Raw genomic sequence first — 19129 nt, 5'->3', positions numbered from 1 at the left:
AGCCCCCAAAAAAATTACTATTTATTAAATACCATCACTCTGCCATCTTCACGAATACCAACCAACTTTTCACTGGCGTGGTTTATCTTCATGCTGCCTATCATATGATCAATAAATTCATCTTGAATCATATCTGCCTCCTCGGCATCTTCCTCACTGGCATCACTTACCAAAATTGTGCCAAAATGCTCTTTCATCAGTGTACTGATAAGAGCAATTTCACCTTTTGATATAGTATTCATGTCTCGAAGAATGTTAATAAAGGCTACACTATCTTGTTGATTAAGTGAAATCTGAATTTCTGCATTTTCAAAGCCTTCTAATGTGTGATAGGTTAAAATACTATTTAAAATAAACTCTTTAGTTGCCTCAAACTCACCTGTTTCAGGAACCTTACCAAGTACAAATGTCATCTTTAATGAATCATCTTTCGGTTCAATACTTATTGTCCCAATTTCCGGATAACAAACAAGAATTGATACGAGCAAATTTACGCCATCCATATTAGGTTTTTTTTCTTGCTCAAATTTCTTTACCATAAAACTTCACCATCCAATACCAAAGAAATCAATTTTGATTTCTTATTTCTTTCCCTATTGATTCTATTCGCTAAAAGAAAATGATTCTCCTCTAGCGTTTACTTCTAATTATCAAAAAACGACCTTGTATATACAAGGTCGTTTATATTCAATTATTTTGCATAGTCAACAGCACGTGTTTCACGAATTACTGTTACTTTAATCTGTCCAGGATATTCCAATTCACTTTCGATTCTCTTCACAATATCATGTACTAATCCTACCGAAGTAATATCATCGATTTTATCTGGTTTTACCATAATACGAATTTCACGACCAGCTTGAATAGCAAAGGAACGATCTACACCTTCAAATGATTCTGCTATTTCTTCTAAACGAGTCAAACGTTTCAAATAAGATTCCAGACTTTCACGACGAGCACCAGGACGCGCCGCTGATACAGCATCTGCTGCTGCAACCAGTACGGATTGTACTGTCGTCGCTTCTTCATCACCATGATGAGCAGCGATTGCATTGATAACTTCTGGTGACTCATGGTATTTTCTTGCCAAATCGGCACCAATCGTTACATGAGGGCCTTCTACTTCATGGTCAACAGCCTTACCAATATCATGGAGTAATCCCCCACGTTTAGCCAACATGACATCAACGCCAAGTTCAGCAGCCATGACACCAGCTAAATGACAAACTTCAATGGAATGTTTGAGTACATTTTGACCATAGCTGGTTCTATATTTAAGACGACCCAATAGTTTAATAATTTCTGGATGCAATCCATGAACTCCTGTATCAAAAGAAGCCTGTTCACCAGCTTCTTTAATCCGTTGTTCGACTTCACGTTTTGCTTTTTCTACCATTTCTTCAATACGTGCCGGATGAATACGTCCATCAGTAATCAGTTTTTCTAAAGCAATTCTTGCCACTTCACGGCGTACTGGATCAAACCCAGATAAGATTACAGCTTCTGGTGTATCATCAATAATCAAATCAATACCAGTAAGTGTTTCTAACGTTCGAATATTACGGCCTTCACGACCAATAATTCTGCCCTTCATTTCATCATTTGGCAAAGCAACTACGGATACCGTTGTTTCCGCAACATGATCCGCCGCGCAACGCTGAATGGCAAGAGAAATAATATTACGAGCTCTCTTATCTGCTTCTTCTTTTGCCTGCTGTTCACAATCTTTGATCATAATTGCCGTTTCATGCTTAATTTCTTCCTTCGCATTTGCGAGTAACATTGTACGAGCATCTTCTGAAGTTAAACTGGAAATTCGTTCAAGTTCAGACAACTGTTTTTCATGAAGTTCAGCAATTTCTACCTGACTCGCATCAAGTTTTTCTTCTTTTTGACCTAAAACTTCTTCTTTCTTTTCAAGGGAATCCGTCTTACGATCTAAATTTTCTTCCTTTTGTACGAGTCTTCGTTCTTGACGCTGTAATTCATTGCGTCGTTCTTTTGTATCTCTATCTAGTTCCTGTCGTAATCTATGGATGTCTTCTTTGGCTTCGATTAAAGCTTCTTTCTTTTTGGTCTCGCCTTTTTCTTCCGCATCAATCAGGATTTTTTTTGCTTGTTCTTCCGCTGATCCGATCTGAGCTTCTGCCGTTCTCTTTCGCATCCAATAACCACTACCGGCCCCAATTATTACCGCAAGTATCACTGCTAATAATATCTCAACGATAATCTTCACCCCCTTTTGTATTAAGTTAGTACCAACAAAATAGGGTGCGAACCCCATAACTTGAATCATCTCGAGATATTGCTCCCTTTAACAAATATCTCATGTGCTGTTTAAGCGTTTAATTACAATAATAAAATTGTGGTATAACTGTATATTTTTTATTTTAAAGGTTTTTGAAAGTGGTGTCAAGCTAAGAAAATCCTAGACCTTCGGCAATTGTACTTCACCGACATAAAAAGCAAAAACCCTTTAGCGCAGAAAAAAAAATGTGACTTATTATAAACATAAGTCACAAATCTATTTTTGATGCCATTACCCGCTGGATATTCCTTTTTATTCAACATCATCTTCTTTACAAATCATTTGAAAAGCGGTTACAGCGTGCTGAATCGCTTTTTCTTCAAAACCTTTTGTATATAAGTACTTCATAAATTTAAACGGCTCCGGCATCACTGTTTTCTTAAACTTGAGTTCGAGATTCTTGAGTGCAGCTGCTGCTTCGCGCTCGTCGGATGAAAAAGATTTACAAGAATTCACAAGTGAATTTGAAAAACCTTTTTGCAAGAGCTTACAGCAAATATATTTCGTACTGTATTTACTTTCGTCTAAATACCGCTGAAACTGCCTTTGACAAAGTTCTTCATCATTTAAATAGCCTAGTTCCGTAAGCCGGGCAATGGCCAACGTAATTTCTGTTTTCTCATAACCGCGAATTTTAAGTTTATCCTCTAGATTTTTTTTACTATGCGCCCGCTTGGAAAGTAAATCCACCGCTTGGACTAACGCTGTTTTTTTATTTTTTTTCTGATTTAATGTCTGGTTCATCTGCATTTTCGACTTCTTCCGGCGCTGCCTTCAAAATTAATTTTTCGCGGATTTTCACTTCGATTTCATCGCGTAATGGCATATTTTGTTTTAAAAAATCTTTTACATTTTCGCGGCCTTGTCCAAGTCTTGTCCCCGCATAAGAATACCAAGCTCCACTTTTTTCAATAATTTCAAGATCTGTGCCAATATCAACAATACAACCTTCTTTAGAAACACCTTCACCGTACATAATATCAAATTCTGCTTGTTTAAACGGTGGCGCAATTTTATTTTTTACCACTTTAATACGGGTACGATTTCCGACAATTTCATTTCCCTGTTTGAGTGTATCGATTTTGCGCACATCCAGCCGAACCGTCGAATAAAACTTCAAGGCTCTGCCACCCGTTGTCGTTTCCGGGCTACCAAACATAACCCCAATTTTTTCACGAATCTGATTGATAAAAATAGCCGTCGTATGGGACTTGCTGATAACACCGGTGAGCTTACGCATTGCCTGTGACATCAGACGAGCTTGCAAGCCAACGTGAGAATCACCCATTTCGCCTTCGATTTCTGCTTTTGGTACAAGTGCCGCCACAGAGTCGACAACCACAATGTCAATCGCATTACTACGAACGAGTGCATCGGCAATATCAAGTGCCTGTTCACCATTATCTGGCTGCGAAATGAGTAAATTGTCAATATCAACACCCAGTTTTTTTGCATAAACCGGATCTAAAGCGTGTTCCGCATCTATAAAAGCTGCAATCCCGCCAAGTTTTTGTGCTTCGGCAATAACATGCAGAGCAATGGTCGTTTTCCCTGAAGATTCCGGCCCATATATTTCAACGATACGCCCCCTGGGCATACCACCAACTCCCAAAGCAATATCCAACGGCAAATTCCCCGTTGGAATGACGTCTATATTCATATGAGCTGATGCTTCACCTAGTTTCATAATTGAACCTTTACCGAAATCTTTTTCAATCTGCTTTAATGCATTTTCCAGAGCCTGTTTTTTATCCATATGTGCGTTCCCGCTCCCTTCTGTATCTAACTAAATTATATAAAACATTTGTTCGAAAAGTCAATACCAAAAAAATATTATATATAAGTTGCATTAAATATTTTATATGGCAATCGTCAGGAACTCTAATTTTTTATCGCAAAAAGAGACTGTTCATCTTGACACAGTCTCTAAGTTTCAGCTTATAGTAAATTATTGATCTTAACGACCTTTTTTAGCTGGTTCCACGTTGATTTTATAGCCTTTTACCGTATTTTTATGCATTACCGCAAGTACGCGTTCTGCTACATCTTCCGGTACTTCAACAAAGGTAAAACGATCATAAATATTAATAACACCGATGACATTACCCGGGATATCCGCTTCGGTTGCGAAAGCACGAACAATATCTTCCGGGCGAATTTTCTGACTGCGTCCAATGTTGATAAACAAACGAACCATGCCAGCTGAGCCGCCCGTATTTTCAAGTCGAGCTGCCGAAGAAACATTATTACTGCTATTTGTATTTGAGATATTTTCGACTTCTTCTTTTTCCTTAAAACCTTCAACCGACAATTTGAGTGCGGCGGCTGCCACATCAACAATATCATAGCTGCCATCTGCTGCTACATCCGAAACAATCGTATGGTAATCAGCAAATTTATTATTTGACAAGGTCTTAATCAAACGTTCTTTAATGATTTCACGTTGACGTTCCAAAATATCCGCCGAAGATGGCAAATCTCTGCGAACAATTTTAGTTTTTGCCAAACGTTCAATTAATTTAAGTTGGCGATATTCACGTGGTTCAATAAATGTAACAGCTACACCTTTTTTACCAGCACGACCAGTACGACCAATACGATGTACGTAGGATTCATGATCCTGCGGAATATCATAATTGACTACATGTGTAATATCATCAATATCAATCCCACGCGCAGCAACATCCGTCGCTACAAGGATTTCTAACTTACCATCTTTAAACTTCTTCATAACACGATCACGCTGTGCCTGACTTAAGTCACCATGCAGCCCACCCGCCATGTAAGCACGAGCCTGCATGGATGCAACAAGATCATCTACGCCTTTTTTAGTACGACAGAAAATAATCAGCTTACCTGTTTCTTCAATATCGAGAACACGACATAAACCTTCAAATTTTTCTCTTGTTTCATAATAGACCTGATCAATTAATGGTACGGTCAGATTTTCACGGCTAATTGAGATTTTCTGTGGATCACGCATGTATTTACCAGCAAGCTTAGCAATAGGTGCTGGCATTGTTGCTGAAAACAGTAATGTTTGACGATCTTCGTGGGTAATATTTTTCATAATTGTTTCAATATCTTCAACAAAACCCATATCAAGCATTTCATCTGCTTCATCAAGAATAAGAATTCTTACTTCACTTAATTTCATCGTATTGCGGCGAAGATGATCAAGCAAGCGACCTGGTGTTCCAACAACAATCTGTACACCAGCATGAAGAGCGCGAATCTGGCGGTCAATCGACTGTCCACCATAAATTGGCAAAGTTTTTACGCGTTTGTATTTACCAATTTTGTTGAATTCTTCTGCAATCTGAATTGCAAGTTCACGAGTTGGTGTAAGTACAAGCGCTTGTATATGACGGCTGCCATCAATTATTTTTTCAATCGTTGGAATACCAAATGCAGCTGTTTTCCCTGTACCTGTCTGTGCCTGGCCAATTACATCTTTACCTTCGAGTACCAAAGGTATCGTCTGGCTTTGGATTGGTGATGGTTCTTCAAACCCCATATCACTAACTGCTAAAAGCAGTTTTTTACTTAATTGGATGTCCCCGAATGATGTCATTTCTTTTTTCAAATTATATTTCCTCCTGATTTTTGTTACATTTCTTCTATATAATGTCTTATCATATCGAGCGCAGTTTGTGTCGTTCGATATTTGATGGCTTTACGTTTTCCGCTAAACACGTTCTTTGCTATTGTTGTGCCATTTTTACCGGCAACAGCTATATAAACAAGTCCCACCGGTTTTTCATCTGTACCGCCATCAGGGCCCGCGATGCCGGTAATACCGACACCGATGTCTGTGTGCATTTTTAGTGCTATACCTTCTGCCATGGCTTTCGCCACATCTTCACATACGGCACCTTTCGTCTGCAAAAGCTCCCTCAGCACGCCAAGTTCATCGCTTTTGACTTCGTTTGTATATGATATAATAGATCCTTTTACATAAGCAGAGCTACCCGCTACATCCGTCAGACGGCTCGTAAGCAAACCGCCTGTGCAAGATTCAGCACAACCAATCGTAAGCTGTTTTTGTTTTAAAATTGCTCCAACGGTATCTTCCATATTTTCATCGTCAACCGCATAAATATATTGACCAATCCTACGACGAATTTCCGTTTCCATCCCAGCAATCAAATTGCGTGCGTTTTCAGCCTTCTCAGCTTTAGCGGTGATGCGGATAATCACACCACTTGGTCTAACAAGCAGTGCCAGTGTAGGATTTTTCTGAGCTAAAATCAAATCCTTAATCTGTTCTTCCAAGGAGGATTCACCAATGCCAAATGTATTCAATATGCGTGAAATAATAACTGATTTATAACCATATTTTTCTTTCAAAAATGGTTTAATACTACGATCAAACATGTCTTTCATTTCCGATGGCGGCCCTGGTAAATTAATGATTATTTTACCTTCATTTTCAAGCATGACCCCTGGTGCAGTTCCCGCATAATTTGTAATAGCCTCCGCACCAACGGGAATCATTGCCTGACGAATATTATTATCCGTCATTGTCCGATCAATCTTTTTAAAATGAGATTTAATCCGATCAAGACTCTCTTCATGCAGTTTCAATTCGCGGTTAAAGAGTTTTGCCGTAACCTCTTTGGTAATATCTCCCTGTGTCGGTCCCAAGCCACCTGACGTAATGACAATATCAGCACGCGTAAGTGCGTGTGCCAATACATTTTCCATTCGCACACGGTTATCTCCAACCGTCGACTGGTATAAAACATCAAAACCAATATTATTTAAACCCTCAGCCATATAAGCTGAATTCGTATTGATAATTTGCCCTAATAAAAGTTCAGTGCCTGTTGTTACAATTTCAACAATCATACTCCCGTGACCCCTTTGCTAAAACCTTAACTTCACGACTAAATTCAGCTAAGAAACCGTCTGTGAATGGGTTTTTATAAAATATACTTAGTTCTGTATTTTTTCACCTAACACATCATACGTAAACCCTTGGACAATCTTAACTTTAATAAAATCCCCTGGCTGACTATCCAGATCATTTTCAACATAAATCTGTCCATCAACTTCAGGTGCTTCACGATAAGAACGACCATAAGAAACAGATTTTTGCTCTAAATCACGGCCTTCAATTAAAACTTCAAAAGTACTGCCTTCCAATTGTAAATTGACTTCTTCGGAAATTTTACATTGCAAACTCATTAAATCGTGATAGCGTTCCTGCATAACTTCTTCGGTAACTTGATTTTCCATAGAAAATGCCGGCGTATCTTCTTCTCTTGAATACGTAAATACCCCGACTTTGTCAAAGCGCTGTGCTTCAACAAAATCACGCAAATTCTGATACTGTTCTTGCGTTTCTCCCGGGAACCCAACGATAAAAGAAGACCGTACGGTAACATTTGGAATGCGTGCATGGATTTTTTGCAAAAGTTCCTCAACACTTTCTTTTGTGTCACGACGGTTCATGCGCCGTAAAACTTCATTATCCGCATGTTGGAGTGGCAAGTCTACATACTTACAGATTTTAGGCTCATTAGCCATAAGTTCAATAAGTTCATCGGTAAAGTATTTGGGATAACAATATAAAATACGAACCCATTTCAATTCCTCAATTTTAACCAATTCTCGCAAAAGATCAGTAAGTCTTGATTTTCCATAAATATCGTGACCATAGTTTGTTGTATCCTGCGCAATAAGATTTACTTCTTTGACACCTCGTGCCGCCAAGCGCTTCACTTCTGCTGTAATATCTTCAATCGTCCGGCTGCGGTAATTGCCCCGGACCATAGGAATCACGCAATACGTACAACGATTATCGCACCCTTCAGCTATCTTGATATAAGCACTATAATCGGGAGTTGTCCGAATTCGTGGCATTTTATCATCATAAATGGTATCCGCTTTCCCAGCAATTACGACACGATTGCCTTTCAGCGTTTCATTCACCGCTTCCATAATCCGATGCCATGCCCCTGTACCAATAATCGCGTCAGCTTCTGGCATTTCATCTAAAAGTTCTTGTTTATAACGCTGACCAAGACATCCGGCAATAATAAGTGTCTTACATTGTCCTGCAGTTTTATATTCAGCCATATTTAAAATTGTCGTAATAGATTCTTCTTTGGCCGATTTAATAAAACTACAGGTATTAACAATCAAAATGTCAGCTGTACTGGGATCTGTAGTCAATTCTATAGCATTTTCTGCTAAAATCCCCAGCATAACTTCTGTATCTACTAAATTTTTGGCACAACCCAAACTAATAAACCCTGCTTTTAACATTTAATTCCTCCAAATATAAACAATCACGTTCAGATAAAAATCATCTTACTCTGAACTACATTTACTGTTTACTTTAAGCGTATATTCTTTACCCAGCGATCCATTACAGCTTGTTTTTGTTGCAGGGTCAGATCTGAATAATTATCAAATAAAGTCAAATTTTTACCGTTAAATAATTTATAAGCGACCGTCGACTGATTCGTTGGTACAAAAAAGAATTTATTTTGTTGCAAAACAAATTGTACATCATCTTCGGTGAGCCACTTCATAAATTGCTCAGCTGCTGCCTTTTGTGGTGCATTTTTCAAGATACCTACGCCCGTAAGCTTATAAGCCGTTCCATCCGTTGGGTAAATAATAGTAAGAGGAAAACCTTCGTTCATATAACGAATCGTTTCACTCTGTACTGCAATCGATATATCTACCTCGCCCATGCCAGCCATACGAACTGGTGTCGATAGATATTTTGAATACTGTACCACTTTCGGATGCAGTTTATTTAAAAATGTAAATACTTTATTTTCATCATATTCCGCAATTAACGTAAACAATAAGTTAGCTGATGCATCTGCGGCAAAAAAATCGGTAATACCAATACGAACATTCGGCAAAGCTACTAAAGCATCCCAAGTATTCGGTATAACTGGTAATGTCAGCAAATAATCTTTATTCGCACAAAAAATGATTGGATCATACCAAACTCCAACCCAATCTCCATTTTGATCTTTAAATTTATCAGAAATAATATCGGTCTGTTCTGATTCATATGGACTAAACACATGAGTTGCTGCACTTTGCAGTAAAGTTTCTTTATCTGCCAAAACCAAATCTGTCTTACCAGTTGGAACAGTTGATTCCGTTTTTATACGCGACAATAAATCTTCTTTCGTTAGTGGAACAAAATTAACTTTGACATGATGGGATTTTTCATAGGCTTCTGCCAAAATTGCTACATGTTCGACTGGTAAAGTTGTATAAACTGTGATGCTCTTATTTGTCTTAGCTCCTGTCTGGTCAGCATATCCGGTCAAATACGTATTGCCAGCCAGCAACACAAGTGAAAATACAAATGCTATTAAAAACAAAGGCGTATACCGTTGCATTGCAAACCTCCACATAAAAATAAAAAAAACAAAAAGTCATTCTATTTTTTTTTGTTTAATTCGCCACATATTATTATTATAATCATTATTTGCCTTTTTAACAACCTTTATTCAAAAAAAGTACAGATAACCGCTTAAAGAATAAACGGTCACCTGTACTGTACTTCTCTATTACACTTAATTATTGCTTTTTCTCATCCATGTTGGAATATCTATATTATTTACTTTAAAGACATCAATTTTATGCGTATCTGTATTTACGTCTACCTTTTTACCCGCAACATCAACTGTTACAGTATGATCATCAAAACCAGTTGCAATAACCGTAACACGTACTTCATCCTGCAACGTTTCATCAATAACGGATCCAAAAATTATATTCGCATCTTCATCAGCAGCTGCAGAAATAATCTCTGAAGCTTCATTGACTTCAAATAAGCTGAGGTTTGCACCACCCGTAATGTTAAGTAAAACACCACGTGCTCCTTGAATCGAAGTTTCTAGAAGTGGGCTATTAATCGCAGCCTGAGCTGCCGTTACCGCTGCATTATCACCAGTACCAATACCAATTCCCATAAGAGCAGAACCGGTATCGCTCATAATTGATTTAACATCCGCAAAATCCAAATTAATAAGCCCCGGAACAGCAATTAAATCTGAAATTCCCTGTACCCCTTGGCGAAGCACATCATCCGCGATGCGAAACGCGTCCATTACTGAAGTTTTTTTGTCAACGACTTGCAGTAAACGATCATTTGGTATCGTTATAAGCGTATCAACTTTTTCTTTCAATTTAGCAATACCCAATTCGGCTTGCTTTAGGCGTTTTTTCCCTTCAAATGTAAATGGTTTCGTTACAACCCCCACTGTAAGTGCACCAATTTCCCGTGCACATTCAGCAACAACTGGAGCCGCGCCAGTTCCCGTGCCGCCGCCCATTCCTGCCGTGACAAAAATCATATCAGCACCTTTTAATGCTTCCAAAATTTCTTCACGACTTTCCTGTGCTGCCTGTTCACCAATTTCTGGTTTAGCACCTGCGCCTAACCCTCGCGTTAATTTTTCTCCGATTTGGATTCGTTTCGGCGCCATTGCATGAATCAAGGCTTGGGCATCTGTATTAACCGAAATAAATTCCACGCCTTGCAGGCCAGATGAAATCATTCGATTAACCGCGTTGTTGCCTCCGCCGCCAACACCAATAACTTTTATTTTCGCAAACTGATCAAGATCCATATCTAATTCAAGCACTATACGCAACCTCCATGACATTCTTCATTCTAAATTCAATATTTTAATTTTCCCCAAAAAATCCTTTTATTGGTTTCACACATATTTTTTTCACAGTTAAAATAATCTACCATTTATAATATCATATCAAAACCACTGCTGTACATTTTTTTCTGAAATATTTTTATAGATATCAGCTATATTTAGCAAACAGTATGAAATTAAGGATTATTTCGTCAAAAAATATCGTCTGATGATCGCAAGATTCTGAAAGATCCTAAGACCAAATGCTAATAATGCGACATAGTATAAATCAATACCCAATCGATCACCAATGTAAACCAAAACTGCTGCTAAGAGTGCATTCGTAAAAAATCCGGAAATAAAAACTGTATTATCAAATTTTTCTTCCGCTGCTGCCCTAAGCCCGCCAAAGACAGAATCAAGGGATGCGAGTAATGCAACAGAAAATAATTTCGCATACTCTTGGGGAATACTAATTGGAGAAAATGTACCGATCAATATTCCAACGATAAGCGCTGCTATAGGTAAAATCATTGTTTTTCACCATCCTCTGCAGCCGCTTTCATAAACTGAAAATGAAAGGTACTTTTATAGGCTGGTACATGAACATTTGCATCTGGTTTTACATTAATCTGTATACCCCAAACTTGTAGTGTTTCCACTACACCACCTCGCATTTTTAATGCATTTTCCAAATTTTTTGCATCGCCAATGGCTTTAATTTCATAAGGTGGAGCAGACCGTATATTATTCACGGAAAGCGTCGGACCAGCACAACGAATTTCAGATGTCGCGATAAGACGCTGTTCATTAATCGAAATTGCTTCCGCACCCGCGGCCTTGAGTTCATTGATAACCTTTAATAAATCATCATCATGAATCAAATATAAATTTGGATTTTCGCCTGCTTTGGACTTTGTTTTACTATCATCAATTGTAATAGTAATACCCTGTCCTTCTACCGGAACCACACCGGCTCCCATTTTTAAATCAGCAAGTTCTTGCGATTGGGCCTCCTGACCTGAAGTCGTTTTTAAACGATTCACCTCATCCAGCAGACCATCTCTTTCTTTTTCAGTCTGCAGCAGGCGCTGCGACAATTCCTCAACACGCTGATAAGAAACCGAAGATTTGCTGTCTTGTGTTGTGCGAAACTGTACCGCCAGCATAAACCCCAATACCATGCAGACAAGTGCAATGGACACTTGGCCTTGTCTGATTGATAACATTCGTAGACCCTCTTCCTATCTATTTTTAAATTTAATAAAAGGTGCTGTAAAATTAAAATCAATATATTCAATAGACTGTTTCATGGTTTGCATGTTTTGAATAAAATCCTGCGTTGCTTTTGCCTTTTCTGATAATCGATCTGTACTGCCCAGACGAATTTGGACTGAATTCCTTGTATAGGCCGCAATCTGGTCTGGTGCTGCTATATGAACTTCTGATATTTGATTTACTGAAGTTTCATCAAGCTGTGCTAAATACTCTAGTACTTTCAGACACGTCGCATCCAGTACACTGTCACCAATATATAAATTGTGCAGCACAACGCCTGTTATAATCGGAACCTGCATATCTGTTATGGTTTTATGAACAGCAAGGACCATACCCTTTTTATCAATTTCGAGAAAACCATATTCACAGGCCACAGATGCAATTGGTTTGCGCTCTATAATTTGAATTTTAATTGTACTAGGAAAACTTCTTTGAACGACTGCTTGTTCAATACGCAAATCCTTGCAAAGTTTCGTTTGAATTTCCCTGGTTGTCAGACGAAAAATATTAACTCGATCCGGCAGTCCAGCAATCCGTATCACTTCATCTTGCGACATATATGTGTTTCCACTTACTTGTACACGACTGACACTAAAAACTGGTGAACAAAGCAAACTGATCATGCCAATAAAAAAAATAAGCAAAATAAATACGAGCAGGAAGAATTGTTTTGAAATTGTTTTTTTTCTCACTTCATGATCCATCTCATCCATTTAATTCCACCTCATTTTAACGACAACACTCCCACATAATATATTAAAGTGAATAGATTTATTATATATCATATGAATACCAATAAGAAAGCGACTTTTGTCCCGTATATTAAAAATAAAAACCAGGCAGTACTCTTACCGCCTGATTTTTATTTTTTTTTCTAATCCAAATTTACCATAGCAAGGAGTTTTTCACACAAAGCAGGGAATTCAATCCCCAAAGCTTGCGCGGCTTTAGGCACCAACGAGGTAGCAGTCATTCCTGGAACTGAGTTTACCTCCAGCACATAGGGTATGTTGTCTTTATCAAGCATCAAATCAACGCGAGCGATACCTGAACACCCTGCCGCCGTAAATGTGCGGACAGCCAGCTCCTGAACGGATTTTGTAATCGCTGCATCAAGGTTTGCTGGCACTATATATTCGGTTGCGCCTTTCGTATATTTTGACTGATAATCATAGGTACCCGAATGTGGTACGATTTCAATAATCGGCAAGGCTGTTTTATCGGCAGAATTTCCCCATACAGCTACAGTCAGTTCACGACCTTTAATAAATTCTTCAATTAGAACGTCATGACTGTATTCAAAAGCTGTAACTAGCGCTTGTTGCAAGTTTGCTTGTTTTTCAACAATGCTAACGCCAATACTGGACCCTTGAGCCGCTGATTTCACAACAACCGGCAGCGAAAACTCTTGCATGATTTCCTTAACCAGGTCACGCTGCTGGTCTTCTTTGAGATATGACTTTGAACGAGGTGTTGAGATACCCCGTGCCATAAAAATATTTTTTGAAACAACTTTATCCATCGTTACCGCAGAGGCTAAAACACCCGACCCCGTATAGGGTATCCCGATCATGTCCAGTACACCCTGGAGCACACCATCTTCACCAAATTTACCATGCACCGCATTAAATACAATATCACAATGACGTTCCCGCAATTGTTCAACCAGATGATGCGGGTCAAGTTCCAACCCCTCAGCATTATACCCTTTTTCTTTGAGTGCTGCTAAAATTGCCTTGCCTGTATTTAATGAAACTTCTGCTTCGGCTGAAGGTCCACCCATCAAGACAACAATCTTCTTATCCTTCACGTTAAAAATCCCCCTGTTTACGGTCTATATAGAACGCATTAAAAAAATTACATCCAGTTTATCACTTTGTCAGAGGGGTGGGGGCATCGCTTGCTTCCTACGCACGCCACGGAGCCCTATACCCCCGTTCCCGACGATTACCATGTAAAATTTTTAATGCCATATATATCACAATTATTTTTCGTTTAAAAGGTCTACTAATTCTTCGCCCGTACGGTAAATATCGCCAGCGCCCATACTAAGTATAAGGTCGCCAGATTTGGCAATGCTTCGCAGATAAAAAGCTATATCTCTACGCTTAGGAATGTAAATTACCTCTTTACCAGTTTGCTTTTCTACTTCGTTTTTTATGGTTTCTCCATTAATACCAGCAATCGGTGCTTCACCCGCAGAATAAATATCCGTTAAAACTAAAATATCGGCTTCTTTAAAGCACGATCCATAGTCATTGAGTAGAAGCTTTGTTCTGGTATACCGATGCGGTTGAAATGCACAGATCACACGATTTGGTTTGGTCTGTTTCGCTGCAATAAGTGTCGTGCGAATTTCTGTAGGGTGATGTGCATAATCATCGACAATCCAAATACCATCAAAACGTCCTTTGGTTTGAAAACGACGTTTCGCCCCATTAAAATGGACAAATCCAGCTGCCATTTGTTCAACGCTCAAACCAAGCTGAATACCTACAACCGTTGCCGCGAGTGCATTAAGTACATTATGCCGCCCAGGTACACGTAAAGCAATCCTGCCTAAATTCACACCATTGTGCATAACATCAAAGGACGTTCCCGCACCATCAATATGAATATTTGCCGCCTGATAATCGGCTTTATAATCAATAGCATACGACAAATAATGGCGGTCAAGCGTTGGAGCTATATTTCTTATATTCTCATTTTCAAAGCACAGCACTGCCAAGCCATCTTTTTGGGACAAATTGCAAATAAATTGTTTAAACGTCTTTAATATATTTTCCATTGAACCATAATAATCCATATGATCATCTTCAATATTGGTAACTACAGCAATATGTGGTAAGAGTTTCAAGAAAGAGCCATCACTTTCATCCGCTTCAGCCACTAGATACGCACCATTGCCAAGCTTAGCATTACTGCCTAAATAATCAACTTCACCGCCAATTATAATTGTCGGCTGAATCCCTGCATGATCAAGAGTCACACCCAGCATAGATGTTGTCGTTGTTTTCCCGTGAGCACCTGCTACAGCAATCCCTTTTTCCTGATTCATCAGCATTGCCACAATATCAGAACGATGAAATATCGTAATATTATTTTCTCTTGCTGCCACAACTTCTGGATTATCATTGGCAATAGCCGTTGAAACAACGATCGCATCAACGCCAATAACATTCTCTTTATTATGGCCTTGAACTATTTTTGCCCCTTGCGCTTTTAATTTTTCAACCAATTCTGATCCATGTAAATCGGACCCGGAAACACTATAACCTTTTTCCACTAAAATTTTTGCTATTGCACTCATCCCGGCACCGCCAATGCCAACAAAGTGAATTTTATTCATATGTTTTAGCAACGATACTCTCCCCCTTTATTTATATGTCATCATTGCATAATTTTTTTAGTCCCTGATCAGCCAGCAAAATTACGATTTTCGCAATTTCTTCGGCTGCTTCTGGTCGACCCATTTCCCGACTCGCTGTTGCCATTTTTAAAAGTTTAACCGGCTCACTTATGATTGATTCTATCGCTTCAATCAATCCGGCCGATGTAAGATCTTTATCGCGAATCATAACTGCCGCACCACGTTTTACCAATGCTAAAGCATTAAATTCTTGATGATTTTCCGCTGCATATGGATATGGAATCAAAATAGATGGTATGCCTTTCGCCGTTAATTCAGCAATACCTGTTGCACCAGCTCGAAATATTGCTAAATCAGCAAGTGCCAGTGCCTTGGGCATATCATATAAATATGGCTTAATCAGGATATTCCTGCTTTGTTGTAAATCAAGACCCTGTTCCTGCACGCTGGCAACTATATCATTATACTCATTTTTCCCCGTAACATGCAATAATTGTATGTTTTGACTACAGGCAAAATGTTTATGCACATCAATCATGGCTCGGTTCATACTGCGTGCCCCACGACTGCCGCCCGAAATTAATATTGTCTTTTTATTCGTATCAAAACCAAACTCTGCTAAACCAGCCTGACGATTCATTGATAAAACTTCTGCTCGAATTGGATTACCAGTAAACACAACTTTTTCTTTTGGGAAATACTGCACCGCGTCCTGATAGCCCACGGCAATTTTCGTAACAAATTTTGCCAAAAGCTTATTCGTGATCCCCGGAATTACATTTTGTTCTTGAATTAAAGTAGGAATCCCCATTAAACTTGCCGCCAGTAAAATAGGTCCGCAGACGAAACCGCCGGTGCCGATTACAACATCTGGTTTAAATTGTTTTACAATTCGTCTAGCCTGCCAAACACCATGAATCGCTTTACCAATTGTTTTCGTCATTTTAAGCGATAGCTTCCGTTCCAACCCACGGATATCAACCGTTTGAAATGGTAATCCTTCTTTTGGAATGATATCTGCTTCCAAACCAATTTTTGTACCAACATAAAGAATTTCTAGATTTTTCACTTGGTTTTGGATGGTCCTGATCAATGTGATAGCCGGGTAAATATGTCCACCCGTCCCTCCACCTGATATAATGATTTTCACAATCAAGCGCTCCTTGCTTATAAACTACAAAATTCTATTTCAACTGTTGTATTAACTTTTTAAAGGCACGACCACGTTCTTCATATCCATCAAACATGTCAAAGCTTGCACACGCTGGGGACAATAAAACAACTTGAGGATACTGTGCCATCTGATATGCTAAACGTATAGCAGCTTCCATCGAATAGCCCGCTTCATGAATATTCGCTGCTGAAAATCCATTTTTAATGGCAGCCTCTTTAAACCGAGCTGCTGCCGCACCGATTAAAATAAGCTGATCCACTTTTTCACAAACCAGTTTCATAAAATCTGTCAAATCTGTGTTTTTATCATGCCCGCCAGCAACCAAAATTATATGTCCGTCAAACGTTTCGAGTGCCTTGATTGCTGATTCCGGATTGGTCGCCTTCGAATCATTATAATAGGGTACTTTCCCGATCGTCCGTACTGGTTCAATTCTATGTTCAACGCCGGCAAATTTTTTTAAAACTGCCACCATTTCAAGCGTATCAACCCCAGCCAAAAATGCGATGGAAATTGCTGCCAATGCATTTTCAACATTATGCCCGCCTTTGATCTGCATATCTTTGACGGCACAAATACGATATATTTGTTTGTCCCAAAGAATCACAAAAGAATCATCTTGGATAAAAGCACCTTCTTTTAATGTCTCCAGACGACTAAAAAACAGCACTTTTCCGCTAGCACGTGCTGCCATTGAACGTGTCCTGGCATCATCATAATTAAGTACAAGATAATCCTCTTTGGTTTGCTTCTGAAAAATCCGTTCCTTCATTTTTTGATAAGCATCCACCGATCCATGCCGCGCAATATGATCCGGTGTCACATTTAAAACAGCAGCAATATGCGGTTTAAATTCACGAACACCTTCGAGTTGATAACTTGATATTTCAGCCGCAACACAACCTGTTGAGCCTACACGCATCACTTCGTCACAAAGTGGTTCACCAATATTGCCACCGATACCCACATTTTGTTGCAACGTCTTCAAAAGTTCACCCAAAAGTGTGGTCGTGGTCGTTTTTCCATTCGTTCCCGTAATCGCATAAATTGGTACCTGTGCTAAACGATAAGCAACTTCAACTTCACTCATAATTTCAATGCCAAGCAGCTTCGCCTTTGCCACAAGTGGAATCGCCATAGGAACCCCCGGCGAAAGAATCAAATAATCAAGACCAGCCAGCAAACTATCTTGCTGCGGTCCAAGCACAACCGTAACGCCACAAGCGCGCAACTCATGTAAATCAAGCTTAATCTTATCTTCTGTTTTTGTATCACTTAAAATAACACGGGCTCCCAATTTACAAGCCAGTTTTGCAACGGCAAAGCCGCTGATTCCAGCACCTAAAACAACAACTTGTTTGTCTACAAAATCCATCTTTTCTATTCCTCCAGATTAACTTACCTTCAATATCAGTAAAGCTGCCACGCTGCAAATCAAACCAACCAGCCAAAAAACTCCGACAACCTTTGTTTCAGACCAGCCTTTCAATTCAAAATGATGATGAATTGGACTCATTAAAAAAACACGTTTGCCTCTTGTTTTAAAAGAAATAACCTGTATGATAACGGACAACGCTTCAATGACAAAAACAAAACCAACAATCGCTAATAAAATTTCGGTCTTAGTCAAAATTGCGACCGCAGCTAACGCACCTCCAAGTGCCAATGAACCGGTGTCTCCCATGAAAACTTTTGCCGGATGCACATTAAACCACAAAAAGCCTATCGTTGCCCCCGCTACAGCCAAACAAAAAATAGCAAGATCGGTTTTCCCAAAACGTAAACAAATAAGTGCATAAGCCAAAATAGCAATGGTCATTGTTCCAGCTGCCAGACCATCCAGCCCATCGGTCAAATTGACCGCATTTGTTGTCCCCACGAGGACAAAAAACACTAAAAAATAATACAAGATGCCCAAATCAAACGTTATACCGCTAAACGGAATCCATAGATCTGTTTTCATCCCCATATAATTTACCCCAACGTACGTAACAATCAACGCCATAACAATCTGCCCAAAAAGTTTCTGTTTTGCCTTTAAACCTAAATTTCGTTTTAAAACAACTTTTATATAATCATCTAAAAATCCAATAAAGCAATGACCTAACATAACAAAAAGGGCTAAACAAACCTCCATATTTAGTTTAGCAAAGAAACACGTTGAAATTACAATAGCAATCATAATCATAAGTCCGCCCATTGTTGGTGTTCCTGTTTTCGCTTGATGACTCTTTGGTCCTTCTTGACGAATACTCTGACCAAATTTCATTTTATGTAATATTGGAATAAGCACAGGACCGCTGATTAAAACAATCAATAGTGCCACCAGTGTCGGATAAAATAAAACTGACATAATAAAACTGATTCCT

17 protein-coding genes are annotated in these 19129 nt (G+C 39.0%); all 17 read right to left on the bottom strand.

Translation table 11 applies throughout. From position 1 onward, the window contains the following. Positions 1 to 17: 17 nt before the first annotated feature. The 17 genes from BMY14_RS12465 to mraY all read right to left on the bottom strand — a co-directional run bounded on the left by BMY14_RS12465 (position 18) and on the right by mraY (position 19113). Positions 18 to 539, bottom strand: coding sequence for a hypothetical protein (locus BMY14_RS12465; RefSeq protein ID WP_019554718.1), 522 nt, complete (start codon positions 537 to 539; stop codon positions 18 to 20). 152 nt (positions 540 to 691) lie between these two features. Beyond that, positions 692 to 2284, bottom strand: a complete 1593-nt coding sequence (gene rny / locus BMY14_RS12460; RefSeq protein WP_083924061.1) for a ribonuclease Y — start codon at positions 2282 to 2284, stop codon at positions 692 to 694. Between the two features lie 276 nt (positions 2285 to 2560). After that, a complete protein-coding gene (locus tag BMY14_RS12455) occupies positions 2561 to 3052 on the bottom strand; it encodes a regulatory protein RecX (RefSeq protein ID WP_177177584.1) in 492 nt (163 codons plus the stop codon). Beyond that, entirely contained in the window at positions 3021 to 4064 is a 1044-nt protein-coding gene (gene recA, locus BMY14_RS12450; RefSeq protein ID WP_091832277.1) for a recombinase RecA, read from the bottom strand. The genes BMY14_RS12455 and recA overlap by 32 nt, the downstream gene beginning before the upstream one ends. A gap of 201 nt (positions 4065 to 4265) precedes the next feature. After that, positions 4266 to 5882, bottom strand: coding sequence for a DEAD/DEAH box helicase (locus BMY14_RS12445; RefSeq protein WP_033368485.1), 1617 nt, complete (start codon positions 5880 to 5882; stop codon positions 4266 to 4268). A 35-nt stretch (positions 5883 to 5917) separates the two neighbouring features. Next, positions 5918 to 7159 (bottom strand): competence/damage-inducible protein A, encoded by a 1242-nt coding sequence (locus BMY14_RS12440; protein WP_091832274.1) that lies wholly within the window; start codon positions 7157 to 7159, stop codon positions 5918 to 5920. A gap of 87 nt (positions 7160 to 7246) precedes the next feature. Next, positions 7247 to 8581, bottom strand: a complete 1335-nt coding sequence (gene rimO / locus BMY14_RS12435; protein WP_091832271.1) for a 30S ribosomal protein S12 methylthiotransferase RimO — start codon at positions 8579 to 8581, stop codon at positions 7247 to 7249. A gap of 68 nt (positions 8582 to 8649) precedes the next feature. Continuing rightward, the gene (locus BMY14_RS12430; protein WP_091832268.1) at positions 8650 to 9684 is read right to left on the bottom strand and encodes an extracellular solute-binding protein; all 1035 of its coding nucleotides are present in this window, start codon (positions 9682 to 9684) and stop codon (positions 8650 to 8652) included. A gap of 177 nt (positions 9685 to 9861) precedes the next feature. Further along, entirely contained in the window at positions 9862 to 10935 is a 1074-nt protein-coding gene (gene ftsZ, locus BMY14_RS12425; protein WP_019554726.1) for a cell division protein FtsZ, read from the bottom strand. A gap of 207 nt (positions 10936 to 11142) precedes the next feature. Then, entirely contained in the window at positions 11143 to 11472 is a 330-nt protein-coding gene (locus BMY14_RS12420; RefSeq protein WP_019554727.1) for a small basic family protein, read from the bottom strand. Beyond that, the gene (locus tag BMY14_RS12415) at positions 11469 to 12167 is read right to left on the bottom strand and encodes a DUF881 domain-containing protein (RefSeq protein WP_019554728.1); all 699 of its coding nucleotides are present in this window, start codon (positions 12165 to 12167) and stop codon (positions 11469 to 11471) included. Before BMY14_RS12415 ends, BMY14_RS12420 begins: the two co-directional genes overlap by 4 nt. 15 nt (positions 12168 to 12182) lie before the next feature. Further along, complete coding sequence (locus BMY14_RS12410; protein ID WP_091832265.1) at positions 12183 to 12929, bottom strand: cell division protein FtsQ/DivIB; 747 nt, start codon at positions 12927 to 12929, stop codon at positions 12183 to 12185. 161 nt (positions 12930 to 13090) lie between these two features. After that, complete coding sequence (locus BMY14_RS12405; protein ID WP_091832262.1) at positions 13091 to 14026, bottom strand: D-alanine--D-alanine ligase family protein; 936 nt, start codon at positions 14024 to 14026, stop codon at positions 13091 to 13093. A 174-nt stretch (positions 14027 to 14200) separates the two neighbouring features. After that, complete coding sequence (murC, locus tag BMY14_RS12400; RefSeq protein WP_091832259.1) at positions 14201 to 15577, bottom strand: UDP-N-acetylmuramate--L-alanine ligase; 1377 nt, start codon at positions 15575 to 15577, stop codon at positions 14201 to 14203. Positions 15578 to 15596: 19 nt separating this feature from the next. Beyond that, positions 15597 to 16736 carry an undecaprenyldiphospho-muramoylpentapeptide beta-N-acetylglucosaminyltransferase gene (gene murG / locus BMY14_RS12395; RefSeq protein ID WP_091832256.1) on the bottom strand — a complete coding sequence of 380 codons (1140 nt, stop codon included), beginning with the start codon at positions 16734 to 16736 and terminating at the stop codon, positions 15597 to 15599. Positions 16737 to 16770: 34 nt separating this feature from the next. Then, a complete protein-coding gene (murD, locus tag BMY14_RS12390; protein WP_091832253.1) occupies positions 16771 to 18135 on the bottom strand; it encodes a UDP-N-acetylmuramoyl-L-alanine--D-glutamate ligase in 1365 nt (454 codons plus the stop codon). A gap of 18 nt (positions 18136 to 18153) precedes the next feature. Further along, entirely contained in the window at positions 18154 to 19113 is a 960-nt protein-coding gene (gene mraY, locus BMY14_RS12385) for a phospho-N-acetylmuramoyl-pentapeptide-transferase (RefSeq protein WP_091832250.1), read from the bottom strand. Positions 19114 to 19129 lie beyond the last annotated feature (16 nt).

The sequence above is a fragment of the Propionispira arboris genome, from assembly GCF_900109225.1.
Lineage (GTDB): Bacteria > Bacillota > Negativicutes > Selenomonadales > Selenomonadaceae > Propionispira > Propionispira arboris.
This window is presented reverse-complemented; position numbering and strand designations above follow the sequence as displayed.